Annotated in this window: 19 protein-coding genes, 1 tRNA gene and 1 pseudogene; 12 read left to right on the top strand and 9 right to left on the bottom strand. The window is 67.9% G+C overall.

The features are described from left to right. Window positions 1-4 precede the first annotated feature (4 nt). The 3 genes from G6N46_RS20775 to G6N46_RS20765 are packed head-to-tail and all read right to left on the bottom strand — an operon-like array spanning window position 5 to window position 1,388. The gene (locus tag G6N46_RS20775) at window positions 5-778 is read right to left on the bottom strand and encodes an MBL fold metallo-hydrolase (RefSeq protein WP_138250953.1); all 774 of its coding nucleotides are present in this window, start codon (window positions 776-778) and stop codon (window positions 5-7) included. Next, a complete protein-coding gene (locus G6N46_RS20770; RefSeq protein ID WP_061007129.1) occupies window positions 775-1,230 on the bottom strand; it encodes a RidA family protein in 456 nt (151 codons plus the stop codon). Before G6N46_RS20770 ends, G6N46_RS20775 begins: the two co-directional genes overlap by 4 nt. Next, window positions 1,227-1,388: a Sp36 family protein gene (locus G6N46_RS20765; protein WP_090562576.1), complete on the bottom strand. Its 162-nt coding sequence runs from the start codon at window positions 1,386-1,388 to the stop codon at window positions 1,227-1,229. Before G6N46_RS20765 ends, G6N46_RS20770 begins: the two co-directional genes overlap by 4 nt. A 48-nt stretch (window positions 1,389-1,436) precedes the next feature. Between G6N46_RS20765 and G6N46_RS20760 the strand changes: the two genes are divergently transcribed. Together G6N46_RS20760 and G6N46_RS20755 are read left to right on the top strand one after the other, a co-directional pair. After that, window positions 1,437-2,477: an ATPase BagA gene (locus tag G6N46_RS20760; protein WP_138250954.1), complete on the top strand. Its 1,041-nt coding sequence runs from the start codon at window positions 1,437-1,439 to the stop codon at window positions 2,475-2,477. After that, window positions 2,474-3,622 (top strand): ATPase BagB, encoded by a 1,149-nt coding sequence (locus G6N46_RS20755; RefSeq protein ID WP_138250955.1) that lies wholly within the window; start codon window positions 2,474-2,476, stop codon window positions 3,620-3,622. Before G6N46_RS20760 ends, G6N46_RS20755 begins: the two co-directional genes overlap by 4 nt. A 71-nt stretch (window positions 3,623-3,693) precedes the next feature. Here the strand turns inward: G6N46_RS20755 and G6N46_RS20750 are convergent, their stop codons facing one another. Next, a complete protein-coding gene (locus G6N46_RS20750; protein ID WP_020100988.1) occupies window positions 3,694-3,999 on the bottom strand; it encodes a WhiB family transcriptional regulator in 306 nt (101 codons plus the stop codon). Between the two features lie 341 nt (window positions 4,000-4,340). Between G6N46_RS20750 and ponA2 the strand changes: the two genes are divergently transcribed. The 4 genes from ponA2 (at window position 4,341) to G6N46_RS20730 (ending at window position 9,248) form a co-directional block, all read left to right on the top strand. Further along, window positions 4,341-6,776 carry a transglycosylase/D,D-transpeptidase PonA2 gene (gene ponA2 / locus G6N46_RS20745; protein ID WP_138250956.1) on the top strand — a complete coding sequence of 812 codons (2,436 nt, stop codon included), beginning with the start codon at window positions 4,341-4,343 and terminating at the stop codon, window positions 6,774-6,776. A gap of 103 nt (window positions 6,777-6,879) precedes the next feature. Next, the gene (locus tag G6N46_RS20740) at window positions 6,880-7,830 is read left to right on the top strand and encodes a metallophosphoesterase (protein ID WP_060999412.1); all 951 of its coding nucleotides are present in this window, start codon (window positions 6,880-6,882) and stop codon (window positions 7,828-7,830) included. Further along, the gene (cds1, locus tag G6N46_RS20735) at window positions 7,827-8,900 is read left to right on the top strand and encodes an L-cysteine desulfhydrase Cds1 (protein ID WP_138250957.1); all 1,074 of its coding nucleotides are present in this window, start codon (window positions 7,827-7,829) and stop codon (window positions 8,898-8,900) included. The genes G6N46_RS20740 and cds1 overlap by 4 nt, the downstream gene beginning before the upstream one ends. Before the next feature lie 274 nt (window positions 8,901-9,174). Continuing rightward, window positions 9,175-9,248, top strand: a tRNA-Pro gene (locus tag G6N46_RS20730). A 49-nt stretch (window positions 9,249-9,297) separates the two neighbouring features. On the opposite strand, the gene G6N46_RS20725 is transcribed toward G6N46_RS20730, so the two are convergent. After that, on the bottom strand, window positions 9,298-9,732 hold the full coding sequence (locus G6N46_RS20725) for a DUF4262 domain-containing protein (RefSeq protein ID WP_234789554.1): 435 nt from the start codon (window positions 9,730-9,732) through the stop codon (window positions 9,298-9,300). A 370-nt stretch (window positions 9,733-10,102) separates the two neighbouring features. Between G6N46_RS20725 and G6N46_RS29105 the strand changes: the two are divergent. Beyond that, window positions 10,103-10,679: pseudogene (locus tag G6N46_RS29105) on the top strand (TetR/AcrR family transcriptional regulator). A 43-nt stretch (window positions 10,680-10,722) separates the two neighbouring features. Next, window positions 10,723-12,243, top strand: coding sequence for an efflux MFS transporter LfrA (gene lfrA / locus G6N46_RS20715; RefSeq protein WP_138250958.1), 1,521 nt, complete (start codon window positions 10,723-10,725; stop codon window positions 12,241-12,243). Between the two features lie 61 nt (window positions 12,244-12,304). On the opposite strand, the gene G6N46_RS20710 is transcribed toward lfrA, so the two are convergent. Then, a complete protein-coding gene (locus G6N46_RS20710) occupies window positions 12,305-13,204 on the bottom strand; it encodes a hypothetical protein (protein WP_163692927.1) in 900 nt (299 codons plus the stop codon). A 342-nt stretch (window positions 13,205-13,546) separates the two neighbouring features. After that, window positions 13,547-14,692 (bottom strand): cation:proton antiporter, encoded by a 1,146-nt coding sequence (locus tag G6N46_RS20705; protein WP_061009656.1) that lies wholly within the window; start codon window positions 14,690-14,692, stop codon window positions 13,547-13,549. Between the two features lie 195 nt (window positions 14,693-14,887). Between G6N46_RS20705 and G6N46_RS20700 the strand changes: the two genes are divergently transcribed. From G6N46_RS20700 to G6N46_RS20685, 4 genes are read left to right on the top strand one after another with little or no spacing between them, the layout of a single operon-like run. Continuing rightward, the gene (locus G6N46_RS20700) at window positions 14,888-15,664 is read left to right on the top strand and encodes a PadR family transcriptional regulator (protein WP_133426314.1); all 777 of its coding nucleotides are present in this window, start codon (window positions 14,888-14,890) and stop codon (window positions 15,662-15,664) included. 15 nt (window positions 15,665-15,679) lie between these two features. Next, window positions 15,680-16,549, top strand: coding sequence for an oxidoreductase (locus tag G6N46_RS20695; protein ID WP_133426313.1), 870 nt, complete (start codon window positions 15,680-15,682; stop codon window positions 16,547-16,549). A gap of 17 nt (window positions 16,550-16,566) precedes the next feature. Further along, on the top strand, window positions 16,567-17,292 hold the full coding sequence (locus G6N46_RS20690; RefSeq protein WP_133426469.1) for a class I SAM-dependent methyltransferase: 726 nt from the start codon (window positions 16,567-16,569) through the stop codon (window positions 17,290-17,292). Between the two features lie 9 nt (window positions 17,293-17,301). Continuing rightward, window positions 17,302-17,997 carry a class I SAM-dependent methyltransferase gene (locus tag G6N46_RS20685; RefSeq protein WP_133426312.1) on the top strand — a complete coding sequence of 232 codons (696 nt, stop codon included), beginning with the start codon at window positions 17,302-17,304 and terminating at the stop codon, window positions 17,995-17,997. Between the two features lie 3 nt (window positions 17,998-18,000). Here G6N46_RS20685 and egtE read toward each other — a convergent pair whose 3' ends face one another. Together egtE and egtD are read right to left on the bottom strand one after the other, a co-directional pair. Continuing rightward, complete coding sequence (gene egtE / locus G6N46_RS20680) at window positions 18,001-19,134, bottom strand: ergothioneine biosynthesis PLP-dependent enzyme EgtE (RefSeq protein ID WP_133426311.1); 1,134 nt, start codon at window positions 19,132-19,134, stop codon at window positions 18,001-18,003. Next, a complete protein-coding gene (gene egtD, locus G6N46_RS20675) occupies window positions 19,131-20,126 on the bottom strand; it encodes an L-histidine N(alpha)-methyltransferase (protein WP_133426310.1) in 996 nt (331 codons plus the stop codon). Before egtD ends, egtE begins: the two co-directional genes overlap by 4 nt. Window positions 20,127-20,137: the final 11 nt, after the last annotated feature.

The following is a 20,137-nucleotide window of genomic DNA, read 5'->3' as shown; positions in this document are numbered from 1 at the left end:
TGGTTCAAGCAGTCCGCAGGTAGTCCAACTGGGCCTGCACCGATTTCTCGGCGGCGTCCCACAGCTTCTGGTCGACGTCGGTGTAGACGTGTTCGACGACCTGCCGTGCCGACGCCTCTTCGCCGAGCACTTTCAGGGCACCGCGCACCTGGTCCAGCCGTTCCTCGCGGTGCGCGAGGTACATGGCCGTCACCTGCGACAGGTCGGCCAGATCGGGACCATGACCGGGCAGGACGGTCCGCTGTCCGAGGCCCTGCAGCCGCCGCAGCGATTCCAGGTAGTCGCGCAGGCTGCCGTCCTCGTTGTCGATGACGGTGGTGCCGCGGCCCAGCACGGTGTCCGCGGTCAGCACGGCATCGTCGACGACGAACGACAGTGAATCCGCGGTATGCCCCGGTGTCGCCATGACGGCGATCCGCAGGCCCGCGGCGTCGATCACCTCGCCATCGGTGAGCGGCCCGCCGAGTCCCCGCAGGAACCCGCTGCCGACCGAGCGCACCACCGCACCCGTCATGCCGACCAGCTTGTCGATGCCGCCGGTGTGGTCGTCGTGCTTGTGACTGATCAGCACCAGCGGGATCTTGCCGAGTGCCGCGATGCGCTCGAGGTGCGCATCGTCGTCAGGTCCCGGGTCGACGACGACCATCTCGTCACTACCGCGCCCGCGCAGCACCCAGGTGTTGGTGCCGTCGAGCGTCATGATCCCCGGGTTGTCGCACAGCAGTACCGAGGCGGCCTCCGTGACCGGCCGCAGCACGCCATACGCGGGATGCGTCATACGACCTCGACGATCAACTCCACCTCGACCGGCGCATTCAACGGCAACTCCGAGACCCCGACGGCAGAGCGGGCGTGCGCACCGGCCGGGCCGAACACCTCGCCCATCAGTTCGGACGCGCCGTTGATCACCGCGGGCTGGCCGTTGAAGCCCGGTGCCGAGGCGACGAAACCGACGACCTTGACGATCCGCACCACCGAGTCGATACCCACCAGCGCGTGCACGGCAGCCAACGCGTTGAGGCCGCAGATCCGGGCCAGGGCCTTGCCGTCCTCGGCACTGACCTCGCCGCCGACCTTGCCCTCGGCCGGCAACTGGCCGCCCTGCATGGGCAGCTGGCCCGAGGTGTAGACGAGGTTCCCGGTACGGACGGCGGGGACGTAAGCGGCAAGGGGCGCAACGACTTCCGGCAGCTCGATGCCGAGCTCGGCCAACCGGTCGGAGACGGTCACTTCGGCCGCTTCAGGTATGCGACGTGCTGCTCACCGCTCGGGTTGGCCAGCACCGACACCAGCTCCCACCCGTCCTGGCCCCACTGGTCCAGGATCTGCTTGGTGGCGTGGATCAGCAACGGGACGGTGGCGTACTCCCACCGGGTCGGTTCGCTCATGCCGCCGAGCTTATCGGCCGAGGGGTACCGCATGGTTAACATGCTGGGGTGACCTCCGAATCGACGGGCCGAACCCACACCGGTTGGCCCGCGCGCCTGGACCAGGCGCGCCTCCATTTCGTCACCGGCAAGGGCGGTACCGGCAAAACCACCGTCGCCGCCGCGCTGGCGCTGGCGCTGGCCGCCGGCGGCCGCAGCGTCCTGCTGGTCGAGGTCGAGGGGCGGCAGGGCATCGCCCAGCTTTTCGACGTGCCACCGCTGCCGTACGGGGAGCAGAAGATCGCCACCGCCGAAGGCGGCGGGCAGGTGAACGCGCTGGCCATCGACACCGAGGCCGCGTTCCTGGAGTACCTGGACATGTTCTACAACCTCGGCATCGCCGGCCGCGCCATGAAGCGCATCGGCGCCGTCGAGTTCGCCACCACGATCGCGCCCGGCCTGCGTGACGTCCTGCTCACCGGCAAGATCAAAGAGGTCGTGGTCCGCAACGGCAAGACCGCCAAGGAACTCAAGGGCCAGCGCCCCTATGACGCCGTCGTGGTCGACGCCCCGCCGACGGGCCGCATCTCCCGCTTCCTCGACGTCACCAAGGCCGTCTCGGATCTCGCCAAGGGCGGGCCGGTGCACTCTCAGGCCGACGGCGTCGTGAAGCTGCTGCACTCGGAGCTCACCGCCATCCACCTGGTCACCCTGCTGGAGGCGCTGCCCGTGCAGGAGACGCTGGAAGCGATCGAAGAACTGCGGGAGCTGGACCTGCCGATCGGCAGCGTCATCGTCAACCGCAACATCCCGGCGTACCTGTCGCAGGAGGATCTGGCGAAGGCCGCCGAGGGCGTCGTCGACGCCGACGCCGTGCGCGCCGGGCTGGCCGACGCCGGAATCACGTTGTCCGACAGCGATTTCGCCGGACTGCTCACCGAGACCATTCAGCACGCGACGCGCATGATGGCGCGCGCCGAAAGCGCCGATCAGCTCGACGCCCTCGAAGTGCCCCGCCTGGAACTGCCCGCGCTCCCCGACGGGGTCGACCTCGGCAGCCTGTACGAACTCGCCGAAGCACTCGAGCAGCAAGGGGTTGGCACCAAATGAGCGGCAAGCCAGGCCATCAGCCATTGAAGCTGGACATGCACGCGATCCTGTCGGACAAGGCGAACCGCGTCGTGGTGTGCTGCGGCGCGGGCGGCGTCGGCAAGACCACCACGGCCGCCGCGATGGCGCTGCGGGCCGCCGAGTACGGCCGCACCGTCGTGGTGCTCACCATCGACCCCGCCAAGCGCCTGGCGCAGGCCCTCGGCATCAAGGACCTCGGTAACACCCCGCAGCGGGTGCCGCTGGCACCCGAGGTGCCGGGCCAGCTGTTCGCGATGATGCTGGACATGCGCCGCACCTTCGACGAGATGGTGGTGCAGTACTCGGGCGAAGACCGGGCCGACGCGATCCTGGAGAACCAGTTCTACCAAACCGTCGCGACATCGCTCTCGGGCACGCAGGAGTACATGGCGATGGAGAAGCTCGGCCAGCTGCTGGCCGAGGACAAGTGGGATCTGGTCGTCGTCGACACCCCGCCGTCGCGCAACGCGCTGGACTTCCTGGACGCGCCGAAGCGACTGGGCAACTTCATGGACAGCCGCCTGTGGAAGCTGCTGCTCGGTCCGGGCCGCGGCATCGGCCGGCTGGTCACCGGGGCCATGGGCCTGGCGATGAAGGCGCTGTCCACCGTGCTGGGTTCGCAGATGCTCTCTGACGCGGCCAGTTTCGTGCAGTCGCTGGACTCGACGTTCGGCGGGTTCCGGGAGAAGGCCGACCGCACCTACGAACTGCTCAAGCGCCCCGGTACCCGGTTCGTCGTGGTCTCGGCGGCCGAGCCCGACGCGCTGCGTGAGGCGTCGTTCTTCGTCGACCGGTTGTCGCAGGAGCAGATGCCGCTGGCCGGCCTGATCCTCAACCGCACCCACCCGATGCTGTGCGACCTGACCGCCGATGCGGCCGACGAGGCCGCGGGCAAGCTGGAGCAGTCCGGTCAGGACACCGATGCGCTGGCGGCGGCGACGCTGCGGATCCACGCGAACCGCACCGTGATCTCCAAGCGTGAGGTGCGGCTGCTGTCGCGGTTCACCGGGGCCAACCCGCACGTGGCGTTGGTGGGGGTGCCGTCACTGCCGTTCGAGGTGTCCGACCTCGAGGCGCTGCGGGCCATCGCCGATCAGATCACGGGCGACGTCGTGAAGGCCTGACAGGCAACGGCTTTCAAACGCTTGTGCCCGGGATTTCCTAGGAAATCCCGGGCACAGCTGTTCTACGTCTGTCAGACCGCGTTGCGGTGCTTGCGCTGGGTCGCGAAGAACTCGGCCCAGGACACCACCTCGGGGTGCTGTTTGAGTAGGGCGCGGCGCTGACGCTCGGTCATGCCGCCCCACACGCCGAACTCGACGCGGTTGTCGAGGGCGTCGGCACCGCATTCGACGATCACCGGGCAATGCCGGCAGATGACCGCGGCCTTGCGTTGCGCGGCGCCCCGGACGAACAGTTCATCCGGGTCGGCCTGCCGGCACCGCGCCTGGGACACCCAGGCGATGCGGGCTTCGGCTTCAGGTTGGACCACGCCCTGTATCGCGCCGTTTCCGGCCTGGGGAGCGATTGTCGTGCGAACTACTGGCTGTGTACCTGCCACCAGCGATCCCTTCGTCACACCGTCTCCCGACGGCCGAGTCCTCCCGAGTAGGTCGCTGATGCGATCTACGCCACATTGCGGCTAGTAGTGTTACCTAGATCGCATTGTGTGTTCAAGTTAGGTGGTCAGGGGCCTATTGCGCAATGGGTCTGGGGCCGCTTTTTTGGGACGTGTGTCCAAACGTTAATTTTTGCCCGTGTCGCAGCCCCCTAGATGTCCTGAGGACGTGGTAATCGACCAGCACTCAGCTGCTGGCTACCACGGTCGCTAGGCTGTACCCCATGCCCGAGCGACCGCAGAACCGTCCGCCGACCGCGGTCACCGTCATCAAGATGACGTGGTGCGTTCTGCTCGCCAGCGTGGTGCTCGCCGCGATGATGTTCCCGCTCATCGGGGGTGTCGGCCTGATGTCCAACCGGGCATCCGACGTCGTGGCCAACGGTTCGGCCCAGCTCGTCGAAGGTGACGCACCCGCCGTGTCCACCATGGTGGACGCCAAGGGCAACCCCATCGCGTGGCTGTATTCGCAGCGCCGCTTCGAGGTGCCGAGCGATCAGATCGCCAACACCATGAAGCTGGCCATCGTCTCGATCGAGGACAAACGGTTTGCCGAGCACAACGGGGTTGACTGGAAGGGCACCCTGACGGGCCTGTCCGGCTACATGTCGGGTTCGGCCGACACCCGCGGTGGATCCACCATCGAGCAGCAGTACGTGAAGAACTACCAGCTGCTCGTGGTCGCCCAGAGTGACGCCGAACGGCGGGCCGCCATCGAGACCACCCCGGCGCGCAAGCTGCGCGAAATCCGCATGGCGCTGACCCTGGACAAGACGTTCACCAAGTCCGAGATCCTGACGCGCTACCTGAACCTCGTGTCGTTCGGCAACGGCGCGTTCGGCATCCAGGATGCCGCGCAGACGTACTTCGGCATCAACGCCTCGCAGTTGAACTGGCAGCAGGCCGCACTGCTCGCCGGCATGGTGCAGTCGACCAGCGGACTGGATCCGTACGTCAACCCCGACGGCGCCCTTGCACGTCGAAACCTGGTGCTGGACACCATGATTCAGAACGTCCCGCAGGAAGCCGAGGCGCTGCGCGCCGCCAAGGCCGAGCCGCTCGGCATCCTGCCGCAGCCCAACCAGCTGCCCCGCGGCTGCATCGCCGCCGGTGACCGCGCCTTCTTCTGCGACTATGTGCTCGACTACCTGTCGAAGGCGGGCATCAGCAAGGACCAGGTGGCCAAGGGCGGCTACCTGATCCGCACGACGATCGACCCGGACATCCAGAACGCGGTCAAGTCGTCGATCGACGGCATCGCCTCCCCCACCATCGACGGCATCGGCAGCGTCATGAGCGTCATCCGGCCCGGTAAGGACAACCACCAGGTGGTGGCGATGGCCAGCAACCGGACGTACGGCCTGAACACCGCGGCCGGGGAAACCATGCAGCCGCAGCCGTTTTCACTGGTCGGCGACGGCGCCGGGTCCATCTTCAAGCTGTTCACCACGGCCGCCGCCCTGGACATGGGCATGGGCATCAATGCGCAGCTGGACGTGCCCGGACGGTTCGAGGCCAAGGGCCTCGGCAGCGGCGGCGCCAAGGGCTGCCCGAAGGACAAATGGTGCGTCGAGAACGACGGCCGCTACAAGGGCAGCATGAACGTCACCGAAGCGCTGGCGTCGTCGCCGAACACCGGGTTCGCCAAGCTCATCTCGCAGATCGGCGTCCCGCGCACCGTCGACATGGCGGTCAAGCTAGGGCTGCGGTCCTACGCCGCGCCGGGCACCGCCCGCCCGTACGACCCGAACAGCAACGAGAGCCTGGCCGACTTCATCAAGCGCCAGAACATCGGCTCGTTCACTCTCGGTCCGTTCGAGGTCAATGCCCTTGAGCTGTCCAACGTCGCGGCCACGCTGGCATCGGGCGGCACGTGGTGCCCGCCGAATCCCGTGGACAAGGTGTTCGACCGGCACGGCAACGAGGTCTCGGTGACCACCCAGACCTGCGAGCAGGCCGTCCCGGAGGGCCTGGCCAACACCCTCGCCAACGCGATGAACAAGGACGCCATCAGTGGCACCGGTGCCGCGGCCGCGCAGTCGGTGGGCTGGAACCTCCCGGTCTCGGGCAAGACCGGAACCACCGAGGCCCACCGGTCGTCGGCGTTCCTGGGCTTCACGAGCGCCTACGCCGCCGCCAACTACATCTACGACGACTCGCCGACCCCGTCCGACCTGTGCTCGTTCCCGCTGCGCCAGTGTGGCCGTGGTGATCTCTACGGTGGCCACGAGCCGGCCCGGACCTGGTTCGCCGCGATGAAGCAGTTCACCCCGCCCAACGTCGTGATGCCCCCGACCGACCCGCGCTATGTCGACGGCGGGCCAGGGTCCAGGGTGCCGAGCGTCGCGGGCATGGACCTCGACCTCGCCCAGACCCGCATCAAGGAAGCCGGCTTCCAGTTGTCCGCGCAGCCGTCGTGGGTCAACAGCACCGCGCCGTCGGGTCAAGTGGTCGGAACCTCGCCGTCGGGACAGACCATCCCCGGCTCGATCGTCACGATCCAGGTCAGCAACGGCATCGCGCCGCCGCCTCCGCCGCCACCGCCAGTGGGGATTCCGGGCCTCGACGGCCTGCCGCCGGTGCAGATCGGGTCGACGGTCGTGGAGATTCCGGGCCTGCCGCCGATCACCGTGCCGGTTCTCGGTCCCCCGCCCCCATAGGCCCGGCCGAAACCTCAGAACGACCTAAGCCAACCCTGTGGGCTTTCTAACGATGACCAGCGACAACGGGCCAATTGCTGCGCTGAGCAAGTAGGCTGCCTGCATGTCTGCCATCGCCCGCAACGCAGCCGTCACCGTCGCCGGAACACTGGCTGCGGGCCTCGCCTACGCGTCGCTCATCGAGCGCAACGCGTTCGTGGTCCGCGAGGTCACCATGCCGGTGTTGACGCCCGGATCGTCGCCGCTGCGGGTGCTGCATCTGAGCGATCTGCACATGATGCCGGCGCAGCGGCGCAAGCAGGCCTGGCTGCGCGAGCTGGCCCGCTGGGAGCCCGATCTGGTCGTCAACACCGGCGACAACCTCTCGCACCCCAAGTCGGTGCCGGCCGTGGTGCAGGCCATGGGCGATCTGCTCGCGGTGCCCGGCGTGTTCGTTTTCGGCAGCAACGACTACTTCGCGCCGAAGCCGAAGAACCCCGCCAACTACCTGTTCAGCAAGCACAAGCGGATCACCGGACGGCCGCTGCCGTGGCAGGACCTGCGCGCGGCGTTCACCGAGCGCGGCTGGCTGGACATGACGCACACCCGGCGCGAGATCGAGGTCAATGGGCAGCTCATCGCCGTCGCCGGTGTCGACGATCCGCATCTGAACCGCGACCGCTACGACACCATCGCCGGGCGGCCCAACCCGGCGGCCAACCTGTCCCTGGGCGTCACGCATGCGCCGTACACCCGCGTGCTGGACCGGTTCGCCGACGACGGCTACCAGCTGGTGCTGGCCGGCCACACGCACGGCGGGCAGCTGTGTGTGCCGTTCTACGGCGCTCTGGTGACCAACTGCGACATCGACACCTCCCGGGTGAAGGGGCCGTCACGCTGGGGCGCACACACGCAGCTGCACGTGTCCGCCGGACTGGGTACCTCGCCGTACACGCCCGTGCGGTTCTGCTGCCGCCCCGAGGTGACGCTGCTGACGCTGGTGGCCGCCCCGACCGGCGGCGGGCACGCCGGTATCGGCGCCGACGTGACGCAGCCGGCCATCTCGGCACGGTGAGCCGCGACTGGGTGGACAACGCGGTCCGCCTGATCGAGGCGGACGCCCGACGCAGCGCCGACACTCATCTCCTGCGCTATCCATTGCCGGCCGCGTGGAGCGCCGGCGTCGACGTCCAGCTCTATCTGAAGGACGAGAGCACCCACATCACCGGCAGCCTCAAGCACCGGCTGGCCCGGTCGCTGTTCCTGTACGGGTTGTGCAACGGCTGGATCGGCCCGCAGACCACCGTCATCGAGGCGTCGTCGGGTTCGACGGCGGTGTCGGAGGCGTATTTCGCGGCGCTGCTGGGGTTGCCCTTCATCGCGGTGATGACGGCGTCGACGAGTCAGTCGAAGATCGCCCTGATCGAATCTCAAGGCGGCCGTTGCCATTTCGTCGAACAGTCGTCCCAGGTGTACGACGAGGCGGAGCGCCTGGCGCGCGAGACCGGCGGCCACTACCTCGATCAGTTCACCAATGCCGAGCGGGCCACCGACTGGCGGGGCAACAACAACATCGCGGAGTCGATCTTCTCGCAGCTGCGCGACGAGACCCATCCGATTCCGGAGTGGATCGTGGTCGGCGCGGGCACCGGCGGCACGAGCGCCACGATCGGGCGGTTCCTGCGGTACCGGCGCCACGCCACCCAGCTCTGCGTGGTGGATCCGGAGAATTCGGCGTTCTATCCGTCGTGGGCCACGGGCGACCGGGACGTCTTCACGGGTGCGTCATCGCGCATCGAGGGCATCGGCCGACCGCGCGTGGAGCCGTCGTTCCTGCCCGGCGTGGTGGACGCCATGGTGTGCGTGCCAGACGCCGCCTCGGTGGCCGCGGCGCGGCACGTGAGCAAGGTTCTGGGCCGACGGGTGGGCCCGTCCACGGGGACGAATATCTGGGGCGCGTTCGGGCTGCTGGCCGAGATGGTGGCGCAGGGCCGCAGCGGGTCGGTGGTGACGCTCCTGGCCGACAGCGGCGACCGCTACGCCGACACCTACTTCGACGACGAGTGGGTCAGCAGCCGCGGGCTGGAGTCCACCGATGCCGTGGCGGCACTGGCGGAGTTCGAGCGGTCCGGACGCTGGGGCTGATCCTGACGGCCCAGCCAGGCCGCCCGGTAGTCGGAGGTCGCGAACAGCCACAGCGCCGCCAGTCCGAAGAATCCGCAGTAGAGCAGAGCTCCCAATCCGGTCATGGTCGTGCCTCGCTTTCTCGCGTTGAACTGTCGTTGATTACAGGTACCCGTTTCAACGCACGATGCACAAAATTCCATCCCTCCAGCGGACGTGATCTTCGCCGCTAACCCCGTCTACCTGCCGTTTGGCTTCTGAGGCCCCCGGTGCGATACGCTGTCGTGGCTTCACACGGGGTGTGGCGCAGCTTGGTAGCGCGCTTCGTTCGGGACGAAGAGGTCGTGGGTTCGAATCCCGCCACCCCGACAAGTGAGCAAGGCCCTGACCAGGGAAATCTGGTCAGGGCCTTCGTCTTTCACGAGGCTGCTTCGCCGTTCGGCTGAGTGCGGACACCAAGGACCGGTTGCCTGCGGCGACCGTGGCTCCAGCCTCTCTCCCACGGCCAGTGGCCACGCGCATCGGTCCACACGAGTTGGAACGCGCGGATTCGCGGGCTACAGAGTTCGACCGCGTACTTCAGATGCACGTCCGGATGTTCGACATCGATGACCTCGAACATGAACTCGCCCTGATAGTCGATATGCATGGCGGGCCGCAGAAACGTACCGTCGTCAACAATCTGATGTCCGAGTGAATTCAGCACCCGGCCGGCCGTCTGCGGCTGTAACCCCGTGACCAGCAGCTCAGGCAAACCCAGGTTGTGCAGACCGATTGTGTACGCGAATGGCCGGCGATTGTCTTCGACAAACTGGACGGCCCAGCCGTGGTCTTTCATGATCCCGCGCAACATGTCGAGGTACTCCTCAGTGGTGCCGTTTGGGTTATCGCATTTCCAGCACATACCCACCCCTTCCCGATTGGTTGGGCCCAGCCTCTACCCGCCCACCGACAAGTTCGGCCGCTGCCGTGAAGGCAGCATTGCGGCGAGAAGTGCGTGGGTGCAGTCGTCGGCGCGATGCACGGGTGGTTTTTGCGCTCTGGGACGTCTGGCCGCCCGGAAGAAGTACCTGAGCGCAATCAGCAGAGCCCGCGCACCTGGTGAGGGACGCTATGTACTTCCCGCCGACGAGCCTTCCCACCGCCCCGACGTGATCACTCTCACCAGCCTCATATTGAGACAATGCTGTCCCATTTTCGGCCAAACGTGCTACTTTTGACGCATGGCTGAGTTGAAATCGTTCGACACCGGTGTGCGGTCGCGCACCCGGAAGGCGATTCTCGATGCCGCCACCGCCGTCCTGGCGACCAATCCCGCGGCGTCGTTGAGCGACATCGCCACCGCCGCGGGCGTCGGCCGCAGCACCCTGCACCGGGTATTTCTCCGAGCGTTCCGAGCTGATCCGCGCCGTCGCCCTGTACGTGCACGAGATGTGCAACGCCGCCATCGACAAAGCCGAGCCGGCCTGCGGTCCCCCGCTCGCGGCGCTGCGCCGGGTGGTCGAATCCCAGCTGGACCTCGGACCCATCGTGCCCTTCGTCTACAACGAGCCGACCATCGTGGCTGATCCGGAGTTGTCCGCGATCCTCGATACCGGCGACGAGGCGATAGCCGAAGTGCTGGCGCGGGTTTCGGCACGACCGCAGACCAGCCCACCGGAGTGGCCGCACCTGGTTTTCTGGGCCCTGCTCGACGCCGGATATGAGGCACTGCGCCGGAACATCGCGCCGCGGGTCGAGATCGTCGACGCCATCATGGCCAGCCTGACGGCCGGCACCATCACCCCGGATCAATCCTGATCCCCCGAATTTGCTTTCACCGCAACAAGTTAGGTAATTCCCCATGTCCACCAGTCTCGTCACCAACGAGGTGACGAACCGGACCCCGCAACGCCATTGGTGGGCGCTGGCAGTGCTGATGCTGCCGGTGCTGCTCGTCTCCATCGACAACACGGTGCTGGCCTTCGCGCTGCCCCGCATCGCCGAAGACTTCCGCCCGTCGGCCGCCACCCAGTTGTGGCTCATCGACATCTATTCACTCGTGCTGGCAACGCTTTTGGTGACGATGGGCAGCCTCGGCGACCGGCTCGGCCGGCGCCGCCTGCTGCTCATCGGCGCCGTCGGCTTCGCCACCATCTCGGCCGCCGCGGCGTTCGCGCCCAGCGCCGGGTATCTGGTCGCGGCACGCGCCGCGCTCGCCGTGTTCGGCGCCATGCTGATGCCCTCGACGTTGTCGCTGATCCGCAACATCTTCACCGAGGCCACCTCCCGCCGGCTCGCCATCGCCATCTGGGCGTCGTGCTTCGCGGCCGGTTCGGCGTTGGGCCCCATCGTCGGTGGCCTGCTGCTCCAGCACTTCCACTGGGGTGCGGTCTTCATGATCGCCGTGCCGATCCTGCTGCCGTTGCTGGTGCTGGCGCCCAAGCTGGTGCCCGAATCGCGGGACCCGAACCCGGGCCCGGTCGACGCGCTGAGCGTACTGCTGTCGCTGGTGGCCATGCTGCCGGTGGTGTGGGCGATCAAGACCGCCGCGCATGACGGCATCTCGACACTGACGCTGGCGGCCGTCGCCCTGGGTATCGCCGCGGGCGTCTGGTTCGTGCGCCGGCAGAACCGCAGCGCCACACCGATTCTCGATATGCGGTTGTTCGGCCACGGCCCCTTCACGGCGTCGATCCTGGCCAACTTCCTGTCGATGGTGGGCCTCATCGGGTTCCTGTTCTTCGTCTCACAGCACCTGCAGCTGGTCCTGGGACTGGACCCGCTGACCGCCGCGCTGGTCATGCTGCCGGGTGCGGCGGCGTCGACGATCGCGGGCATCGCCGTGGTGCGGCTGACCAAACGGTTTGCGCCGCAGACGCTGATCGTCACCGGGCTGCTCCTGGTGGCGGCCGGCTTCCTGCTGATCCTGCTGTTCCGTCACGACCTGACGATGGTCGGGGTCATCGTGTCGTTCACCGTGCTCGAGCTGGGCGTCGGTGTGTCGCAGACGATCTCGAACGACACCATCGTGGCGTCGGTGCCACCGGAGAAAGCCGGCGCGGCCTCCGCGGTCTCGGAGACCGCCTACGAGTTGGGCGCGGTGATCGGCACCGCCGGGCTGGGCACCATGTTCACCGCGTTCTATCGCGCGAACGTCGAACTGCCGGGCGCACTTTCACCCGCACAGTCGGCCGACGCCGGGGAGAGCATCGGCGGCGCCATCTCGGTCGCCCGGACCCTGCCGGCCGAGCTCGGCAACCACCTCGTGGAATCGGCGCGCCTCGCGTTCGATTCGGGTATCGGCGCCACCGCGGCGACCGCGGCCGGACTCGCGCTGGTCGCCACCGCGATCGTGGCCGCCGCCTTCCGCAGCCGGCGATAGTCGCTGAACGCACTGTGGCCCCATCGCCTTTCGGCGGTGGGGCCACAGTTTCGCTGAGCGGCTACTTGCTGGCGGTCTTGCCCTTCGGTGCCTTCGGGGCGGCACCCTTGATCGCCTTGGCGATCGACTTCGCGACCTTCGACACCGGGTTCTGTGCCTTCTTGGTCTTGGTGGCGGTGTCCTTGGGCGTCGTCACGGTGTCGGCGTCCTTGGTGGCACCCTTGGTGTCGGTCGCCTTGGTGTCGGTCGCCTTGGTGTCGCTCACCTTGGTATCGGTCGCCTTGGCGTCGGCATCCTTGGTGTCAGCAGCCTTGGTGTCCGTCGCCGCCGTCTCGGTGGCAGCCTTCGTGTCGGCGGCCTTGGTGTCAGCAGCCTTCGTGGACGTGTCCTTCGCCGCATCGGTCGACGGTGCCGCCTCGGTGGAGGTCGCCGCGGTTGCCGTGGTCGCCTTCTTCGTCGTCGTCACCGCGTCGGTCGAATCCGTCTTCGCGGTCTCGGCCGCCGGCGCCGCCGACAGAGCGGCGACCGTCGTCGCCGCAGCGGGGACGGTGACGCCGCCCGGTGCATTCGGGTTCACGTTCAGCGCGGTGATGATCCGGTTGACGATGTACGGGACGGTGCCGGTTTCAAAATCGGTGACATTCTTCTGAATGTTCTGCACCAGGCTCACCACATTGTTGAGCACGCCGTTGTAGATGGTGCCCGGATTCAGGGTGAGCACCGACTGCAGAATGCCGGTCACGCTCTTGACCACCTGCTGCACCACCGGCGTCGTGCCGAGGCACGCGCCGCAGCCGATTCCGACGGTCGAGATCGCCAGGCCGGCGACCAGTGCGGTGACCGAGTCCAGCACCGCGGGCACCATTGCCTCCGCCACGGCCAACGGTTGCTGCAGGATGTTCTGCACCGGGCCGTTGATGCCGGTGATCAACTGCAGGCCGCCCGGGAGCAGACCGCCCACCAACGAGTCGATGGCGCCGTTGACATTGAGCGTGCCGAGGTTGCCACTTCGGCGGGCAAGTTAGCTTTGCTACAGAATCAGCAATTTGGCCAGCAGAACCGCCCAAATCTCGGCCGACCTCGTCGCCGGTCACTCACCACACGACGAGACGCACGTCACACCATGGATTGGGCAGCACGCCAAAAAGGCGATACGTCGAAAAATTGCAGTTTCAGCAAATTACGCTACGCATAACTTGCGCACGCGTCAGTCGTAGCCGCGGCGGGCTCGCCGACAGGGCGCCCCACCGTGCAAGTGTCCACATGCTGAGACGGTGCGTCGAGCTTGACCGCGCGCCGCGAGTCAAGCCACCGAAGTTTGCCGGCGCCGGGCAATCCCGCCGGCCACAGACGTCGCCACGACGGTCAGCAGAGCGCCGAGAATCAGCGCCGACGGCTCGCCCGGACTCAGCAGCTGCTGCTGGGTCCCCAACGTCGCAGCGGCCACCGGAACGCCCAATTGCGCGGCCGCCAGCACCCCGAGGGAAAGCGGCTGCCCGAACAGCCGGCCACTGAGATGCGCGAGTACCGCTCCCACGCCCAGCGCCGCACCCAACCCGATCAGGCCCGGGTGCTCGCCGAGTTCCCGCACCTGCAATGACGCGCCGAGCCAGACGAAGAACAATGGCGCGAAGAATCCCTCGGTGATGCCGAACAACTGGCGCGCCAGCCGACGCGGCTCGCCGATCGCCGACAGGCACAGGCCGAGGGCGAAACCCGCCAGCATGATCGACACGTGCGTCGATTTCGCCAGCGCCGCCAGGCCGAACAGCACGATCAGGCTGATCCTCAGTTCGAGCGCCAGGTGCCGACGGTGTGAGTACTTGTGCATCCGCTTGAGCCACCCGCGCTCGGCTTCGTACCGCAGCAGGAAGTACAGCAGGACCGCGCAGGCGGCGATCGCCAGGACGCCCACCGCCGCGCGCGGGGCACCTGCCGGATTGATGACCAACGGCAACAACACAATCGACGCGGCGTCGGCTATCGCGATCTGAGCGGTGACCGACAGCACCGGCGGTCCCGTCAGCCCCAGCGACTGGATTACCGGCAGCGCCAGCGCCGCCGAGGAGGAAGCCATGAGGACCGCATACAACGGGGCGTGGCCGGTGCCGAACAGCTGGGCGATGACCGCCCCCAGCACTGCGGCGAAGGCGCCCACCACGACCGCCCGCAGCAGCGATCTGGGCAGCTCACCGCGTAATGACCTGTCGCGCACCGGCACATGGGTCCCGACGATGAACATCACCAGCGCAAAGCCGATGTCCGCCAGCAGCACGAACGTGGGGTTATCCGCGTCGACGATGCCGAACCCGGTGCGCCCCACGACGATCCCGGCAGCGAGTTCGCCGACGATCAAAGGCACGCGCAGTTTGGGTACCGCCGCCAGCAGCGGCCCCACCAGGCCGATGACTGCCACCAGCGCCAGGGCGTGAAATCCGAAGTCGCGCACCGGTCAGCCGGCGGCCAGTCGGGCCGGATCATCCAGCCAGGTCGAAGTCATCGCCACACCCTAAACGCGGGCGCCCCATCGCGGGCCGCACGCAGCCGACTCTCAGCGGACTGTTGCATTCCGATAGTTTCCGATATATCGTTAATGCATCGGAGGCGCCACCAAGCGCCTCCCGCCGAAAGAGAGAACACATCTATGGAAACCCCATTCACCCCACCCGGCCACCCGTTCGACGGTGGCCCCTTCAACCGCCCCTCCCACGGAGGCGGCTTCGGTTTCACACCCGGCGACCGGTCACCGTTCGTCGGCCCCGCCGACCGGCGCGCTCGACATGACGAACGCCGTGCAGCCCGTCGGGAGATGCGCGAACAGTTCCGCGATCATGTGCGGGATCACCGCGGCGAGGGCGGTCTCGGATTCGGACCGGGATTCGGCTTCGGCCCCGGCTTCGGTCCGGGCTTCGGCGCCGGCCCCTTCGGACCGGGCGGTCCCCGCGGGCGGCGTCATGGCGGCCGCGGCCGCGGCAGTGGTCGCAGCCGGCGCGGCGATGTCCGTGCCGCCATCCTCAAGCTGCTCACCGAACGGCCCATGCACGGCTACGAGATGACGCAGGAGATCGCCGCGCGCAGCGACGGCCTGTGGAAGCCCAGCCCAGGTTCGATCTACCCCACCCTGCAGCTGCTGGAGGACGAGGGTCTCATCACGCCAGCCGAGAGTCAGGGCAGCAAGAAGACTTTCGAGCTGACCGAGGACGGCCGCACTGCCGCCGACGCGATCGAGACCGCGCCCTGGGACGAGATCGCCGAAGGCGCCGATCCTGCCGCCTTGAACCTGCGCAACGCGCTCGGTCAATTGTTCGGCGCCGTCGCGCAGTCGGTGCACTCCGCGAATGCCGAACAGCAGCAACGCATCCTGGACATCGTGAACAACGCCCGCCGCGAGATCTACCAGATTCTCGGCGAGTCCGACTAGCGTTAGCCTGGCTACATGACGACGCACGCGCTCGGCCAGTACCAGGTCCACCGGATCGGATTCGGCGCCATGCAGCTGCCCGGGCCCGGCGTTTTCGGCCCGCCCCGCGACCGCGACCAGGCGCTCGCCGTGTTGCGACGCGCGGTGGAGCTCGGCGTCAACCACATCGACACCGCGCAGTTCTATGGCCCCGACGTGGCCAACCAGCTGATCCGCGAGGCCCTGCATCCTTATCCGCAGGGCCTCGCGCTCGTCAGCAAGGTCGGTGCCCGCCGGGACCAGACCGGCGCCTGGCTGCCGGCACAGCAGCCCGCCGAACTGCGGGCCGCCATCGAGCAGAACCTGGAAACCCTCGGCACCGACCGGCTCGCGGCGGTGAACCTGCGCGTGATGGGCCCCGACGGCGATGCCAGCGCCCCGGGCGAGGTCGACCGCGAACTGTTCGACCGCCAGCTCACCACGATGATCGAGGCCCGCGACGAGGGGCTGATCGGCGGCATCGGCCTGAGCAGCATCTCCCTCGAGCATCTCGAGATCGCGCTGCAGCGCACCGACATCGCGTGCGTCCAGAACGCCTACAACCTCCTCGACCGGTCCTCGCAGCCCGTGCTGGACGCGTGCACCGCACGCGGCATCGCGTTCGTCCCGTTCTTCCCGCTGGGGTCGGCGTTCAATCCGGAGAACCCGGTGCTCGGCCACCCTGAAATCCGCAAGGCGGCAGGCGAACTCGGCCGGACATCGGCACAGGTCGCGCTGGCCTGGACCCTGGCCGCGGCACCCAATATGCTGCTGATCCCCGGTACGTCGTCCGTCGCGCATCTCGAGGAGAACCTCGCGGTGGCCGACATCGAGGTGCCCGCCGCTCTGACCGAGGCACTCGGTTGAGCGCAGACATCGATCGCATGCCGCGCGGCGGTCCCCGCGCCTCGTGCCTCGATCGCGCGCTGCAGACCGATCAGCCCGAATACCTCGACCGCGACGACGTCGATCCCGCCGTCAAGCGCAGCGTCGTGCGCGCGCTGGAGCTCACCGGCAATTGGTTCGGCCTCCACGAGCGTTTCGCCTACATCGTCATGGACGAAGTCGCCGACGTTCCCGACCCGCGCATCCTCGAATTGGGAGCCGGCCACGGCGGGCTGTCGAAAAAAGTGCTGGAGATGCACCCCACGGCGACGCTGACGGTCACCGACCTGGAGCCCGACTCGGTCGCGGCCATCACCGCCGGTGACCTGGGTTCCGATCCGCGGGTGACGGTGCGCGGCATGGACGCGACGGCCATCGACGCGGCCGACAGTGCTTATGCCCTGGCCGTTTTCGCGTTGTCGTTCCACCATCTGCCCCCGTCCGCCGCCGTGCGGGTGCTCGCGGAGTGCACCCGCGTGGCGGACAAGCTGCTCATCATCGACCTGCCTCGGCCGCCGTCGCCGCTGCACCTGATGCGGCTCGCCGCCATGCTGCCGCTCGCCCCGTTCGTGCCGTTCGTGCACGACGGCGTCATCAGCTCACTGCGGGCCTACAGCCCGTCCGCACTGCGGGCCTTGGCCGACGCAGCCGGCGTCGACATCGAGTTGCGCAGCGGCCTGTATTCGCCGCAGATAGCCGTCGCCACCCGGCGGCCGCCCGCGTAGGTTGGACGCATGACCGACTCGTCGAATGAAGTGATGGATTGGGACAGCGTCTATCGGCAGGAGGGCGGGTTCGACGGTCCGCCGCCGTGGAACATCGGGGAGCCACAGCCCGAACTGGCTGCCTTGATCGACGCCGGTCAGGTCACCGGCGAGGTCCTCGACGCGGGCTGTGGCCACGCGGAGCTGGCCCTCGCGCTGGCCGCGGCGGGCCACAACGTGGTGGGTATCGAACTGTCTCCCACCGCGGTCGCGGCCGCGAAACAGGCTGCCGCCGAACGCAATCTGACCAACGCGACATTCGTCGAAGACGACATCACCTCGTTCACCGGATTCGACGGACGCTTCGACACCATCCTGGATTCGACGTTGTTCCACTCGATTCCGGTCGAGGCGCGCGACGGCTACCAGCAGGCTGTGTTCCGCGCGGCCGCGCCGGGGGCCAAGTACTTCATCCTGGTGTTCGCCAAGGGCGCGTTCCCGGCGGAGGCCGAGATGAAGCCGAACGAGGTCACCGAGGACGAGCTGCGTGCGGCTGTCGGCAAGTACTGGACCATCGACGAAATCCGCCCGGCGTTCATCCACGCCGGTATGGTCGCGCCGCCATCGATCCCGGGGCAGCCCCCGCTCGAGATGCCCCCGCACGCCCTCGACGAGAAGGGCCGGCTGAAGATGCCGGCGTTCCTGCTCGCGGCACACAAGGCCTGACGGTCAGGTCGACGCGGCAGTCAGCGCACCGGCGAAGGACTCCAGTTCTTCGTCGGTGACATCGACGTGCGGCGAGACCCGCAGCACCGGAATCTTCATCTCGAACGGCGCCCGCTCGATGCCGGCCACCGTCGTGACGACGTGGTGCTCGGTGATCAGCTTGGTGCGCACGGAGTTCGGGTCCGCGCCGCGCGTCGGCTCCAGTGTGGTGATGGCCGTGGGCTCATCGACGTCCTCGACCACTCGCCACCCGGGCAATCCCGCGAGCGCGGTGCGTGTCAGGCGTCCCACCTCGGCCAGCCGCGCCCGCACCAGTTCCGGCCCGGCCACCAGATGTTCTTCGAGGGCCTTCGAAAAGGCCACGCGCGCAGCCACATTGGCCTCACCGAGGTCAAGCCGTTTCAGCACCGGTAGCGGCGTCCCCCATTCCGGCAGCGGGATGCGCGGCCGAAGCCGGTGCGACACAGACGAACTGATGGCCAGCACGCCGACCCCGCGCGGCCCGGCCAGCCATTTCCGCGACGACGCGTAGATGACGTCGGGAGCCACCGCGCAGTCCAGATGGCCCAGCGCCTGAGCGGCGTCCACCGCCACCGGCACCCCGATCGCATGGCACGCCGCCACGAACTCGGACAACGGCTGGGCCACCCCACGGTGACTGCCGAGCGCCGTCAAATGGGCCAGCGCCGGCGGGTCACCTTGTATCAGCGCGACCGCCACCTCGACGTCGAGGCGGCCCTGACCGTCAACCGGCAGCTCCCGGACGGTGAATCCATTGGCTTCCATCACCACCAGATTGGGGCCGTACTCGCCCGGCAGGCACGCCACGGTCTTCTCGCCGTCCCAACTGCTGAGCAGGAGGTTGAGTGCGTTGTTGGAGCCGGTCGTGAACACCACGTCACCGGCAGCCATCCCGGTCAGCGCGGCCACCGCGGCACGCCCGCCGTCCAGAACGGGTTCGGCGGATTCGGCTGCCACATAACCGCCGAGCTGCGCCTCGAGCCGGGCGTGCTGGGTCGCGGCGTCGATGACGGCGAAGCTCTGCCGCGAGCAGGCGGCGTTGTCGAAATGCAGGCCCAGCGGTTTGGGCCGGGCGGCGCGCCACAGGCGCGCGACGGCGGAATCGGCCCCGGTCACGTCCGCGGGTCCGGCTTGACCGCCAGCGACAGCCCGAAGTCCCCGGCGGGATCGGTCCACCACTCGGTCTGCCGCAGTCCGGCAGCCGCCAACTCGGCCGCGACGCCCTCGGGGCGGAACTTGCAGGACACCTCGGTCAACATCTCCTCACCCGCCTCGAACTCCACCGACAGATCCAGCTCGCGTATCTGAATCCGTTGCGCGGCAACAGACCTCAGCCACATCTCGATACGCTCGTGTTCGGTGTTCCATCGTGCCACATGTTCGAAGCGGTCGAGATCGAAATCGGCATCCAGCTCCCGGTTCACCACCGCCAGAACATTGCGGTTGAACCGCGCGGTGACCCCGGCGCTGTCGTCGTACGCCGCGACCAGACGGGTGGTGTCCTTGACCAGGTCGGTGCCCAGCAGCAGCGTGTCCCCCGGTTGCATCGCCGCCGCCAGGCTCGCGAGGAACTCGGCCCGCGGGCCGGCCGTCAGATTGCCGATCGTCGACCCGAGGAACACGATCAGCCGACGGCCCACGACGGGCAGTTCGCCCAGGTGCTGCTCGAAATCGCCTCGGACCCCACTGATCTCGACACCGTCGTACTCGTCGGACAACTGGGTGAGCGCGGCGCTCAGCACGTTCTCGTCGACGTCGAACGCCACGAACCGGCGCAGCGCCGCGGCGTCCCGGAACGCGTCGAGCAGGATGCGCGTCTTCTCCGACGTGCCGCTGCCGAGCTCGACGAGAGTGTCCGCGCCGGAGGCCGCCACGATCGCGGCCGCCGCCTCATGCAGGATGTGCGCCTCGGTGCGCGTCGGGTAATACTCGGGCAGCCGGGTGATCTGATCGAACAGGTCACTGCCGACGGCATCGTAGAACCACTTGGGCGGCAACGATTTCGGTGACTGTGCCAAGCCGTCCCGGACATCACGTCGCAGCGCGCGGGGCGCCCAGTCGGCGGCGAGGTGGTTGGTCAGCAGCGGTGCCGTCTTGCTCGGTGTCATCGTGTGGTCCT

Origin of the sequence: Mycolicibacterium phocaicum (genome assembly GCF_010731115.1) — a bacterium.
Classification (GTDB): domain Bacteria; phylum Actinomycetota; class Actinomycetes; order Mycobacteriales; family Mycobacteriaceae; genus Mycobacterium; species Mycobacterium phocaicum.
This window is presented reverse-complemented; position numbering and strand designations above follow the sequence as displayed.

Coding starts and splice junctions, on each gene's coding strand:
- G6N46_RS20775 (WP_138250953.1), bottom strand. CDS start 778: ATGACGCATCCCGCGTATGGCGTGCTGCGGCCGGTCACGGAGGCCGCC.
- G6N46_RS20765 (WP_090562576.1), bottom strand. CDS start 1,388: ATGAGCGAACCGACCCGGTGGGAGTACGCCACCGTCCCGTTGCTGATC.
- G6N46_RS20755 (WP_138250955.1), top strand. CDS start 2,474: ATGAGCGGCAAGCCAGGCCATCAGCCATTGAAGCTGGACATGCACGCG.
- ponA2 (WP_138250956.1), top strand. CDS start 4,341: ATGCCCGAGCGACCGCAGAACCGTCCGCCGACCGCGGTCACCGTCATC.
- G6N46_RS20740 (WP_060999412.1), top strand. CDS start 6,880: ATGTCTGCCATCGCCCGCAACGCAGCCGTCACCGTCGCCGGAACACTG.
- G6N46_RS20725 (WP_234789554.1), bottom strand. CDS start 9,732: ATGTTGCGCGGGATCATGAAAGACCACGGCTGGGCCGTCCAGTTTGTC.
- lfrA (WP_138250958.1), top strand. CDS start 10,723: ATGTCCACCAGTCTCGTCACCAACGAGGTGACGAACCGGACCCCGCAA.
- G6N46_RS20700 (WP_133426314.1), top strand. CDS start 14,888: ATGGAAACCCCATTCACCCCACCCGGCCACCCGTTCGACGGTGGCCCC.
- G6N46_RS20695 (WP_133426313.1), top strand. CDS start 15,680: ATGACGACGCACGCGCTCGGCCAGTACCAGGTCCACCGGATCGGATTC.
- G6N46_RS20690 (WP_133426469.1), top strand. CDS start 16,567: ATGCCGCGCGGCGGTCCCCGCGCCTCGTGCCTCGATCGCGCGCTGCAG.
- G6N46_RS20685 (WP_133426312.1), top strand. CDS start 17,302: ATGACCGACTCGTCGAATGAAGTGATGGATTGGGACAGCGTCTATCGG.
- egtD (WP_133426310.1), bottom strand. CDS start 20,126: ATGACACCGAGCAAGACGGCACCGCTGCTGACCAACCACCTCGCCGCC.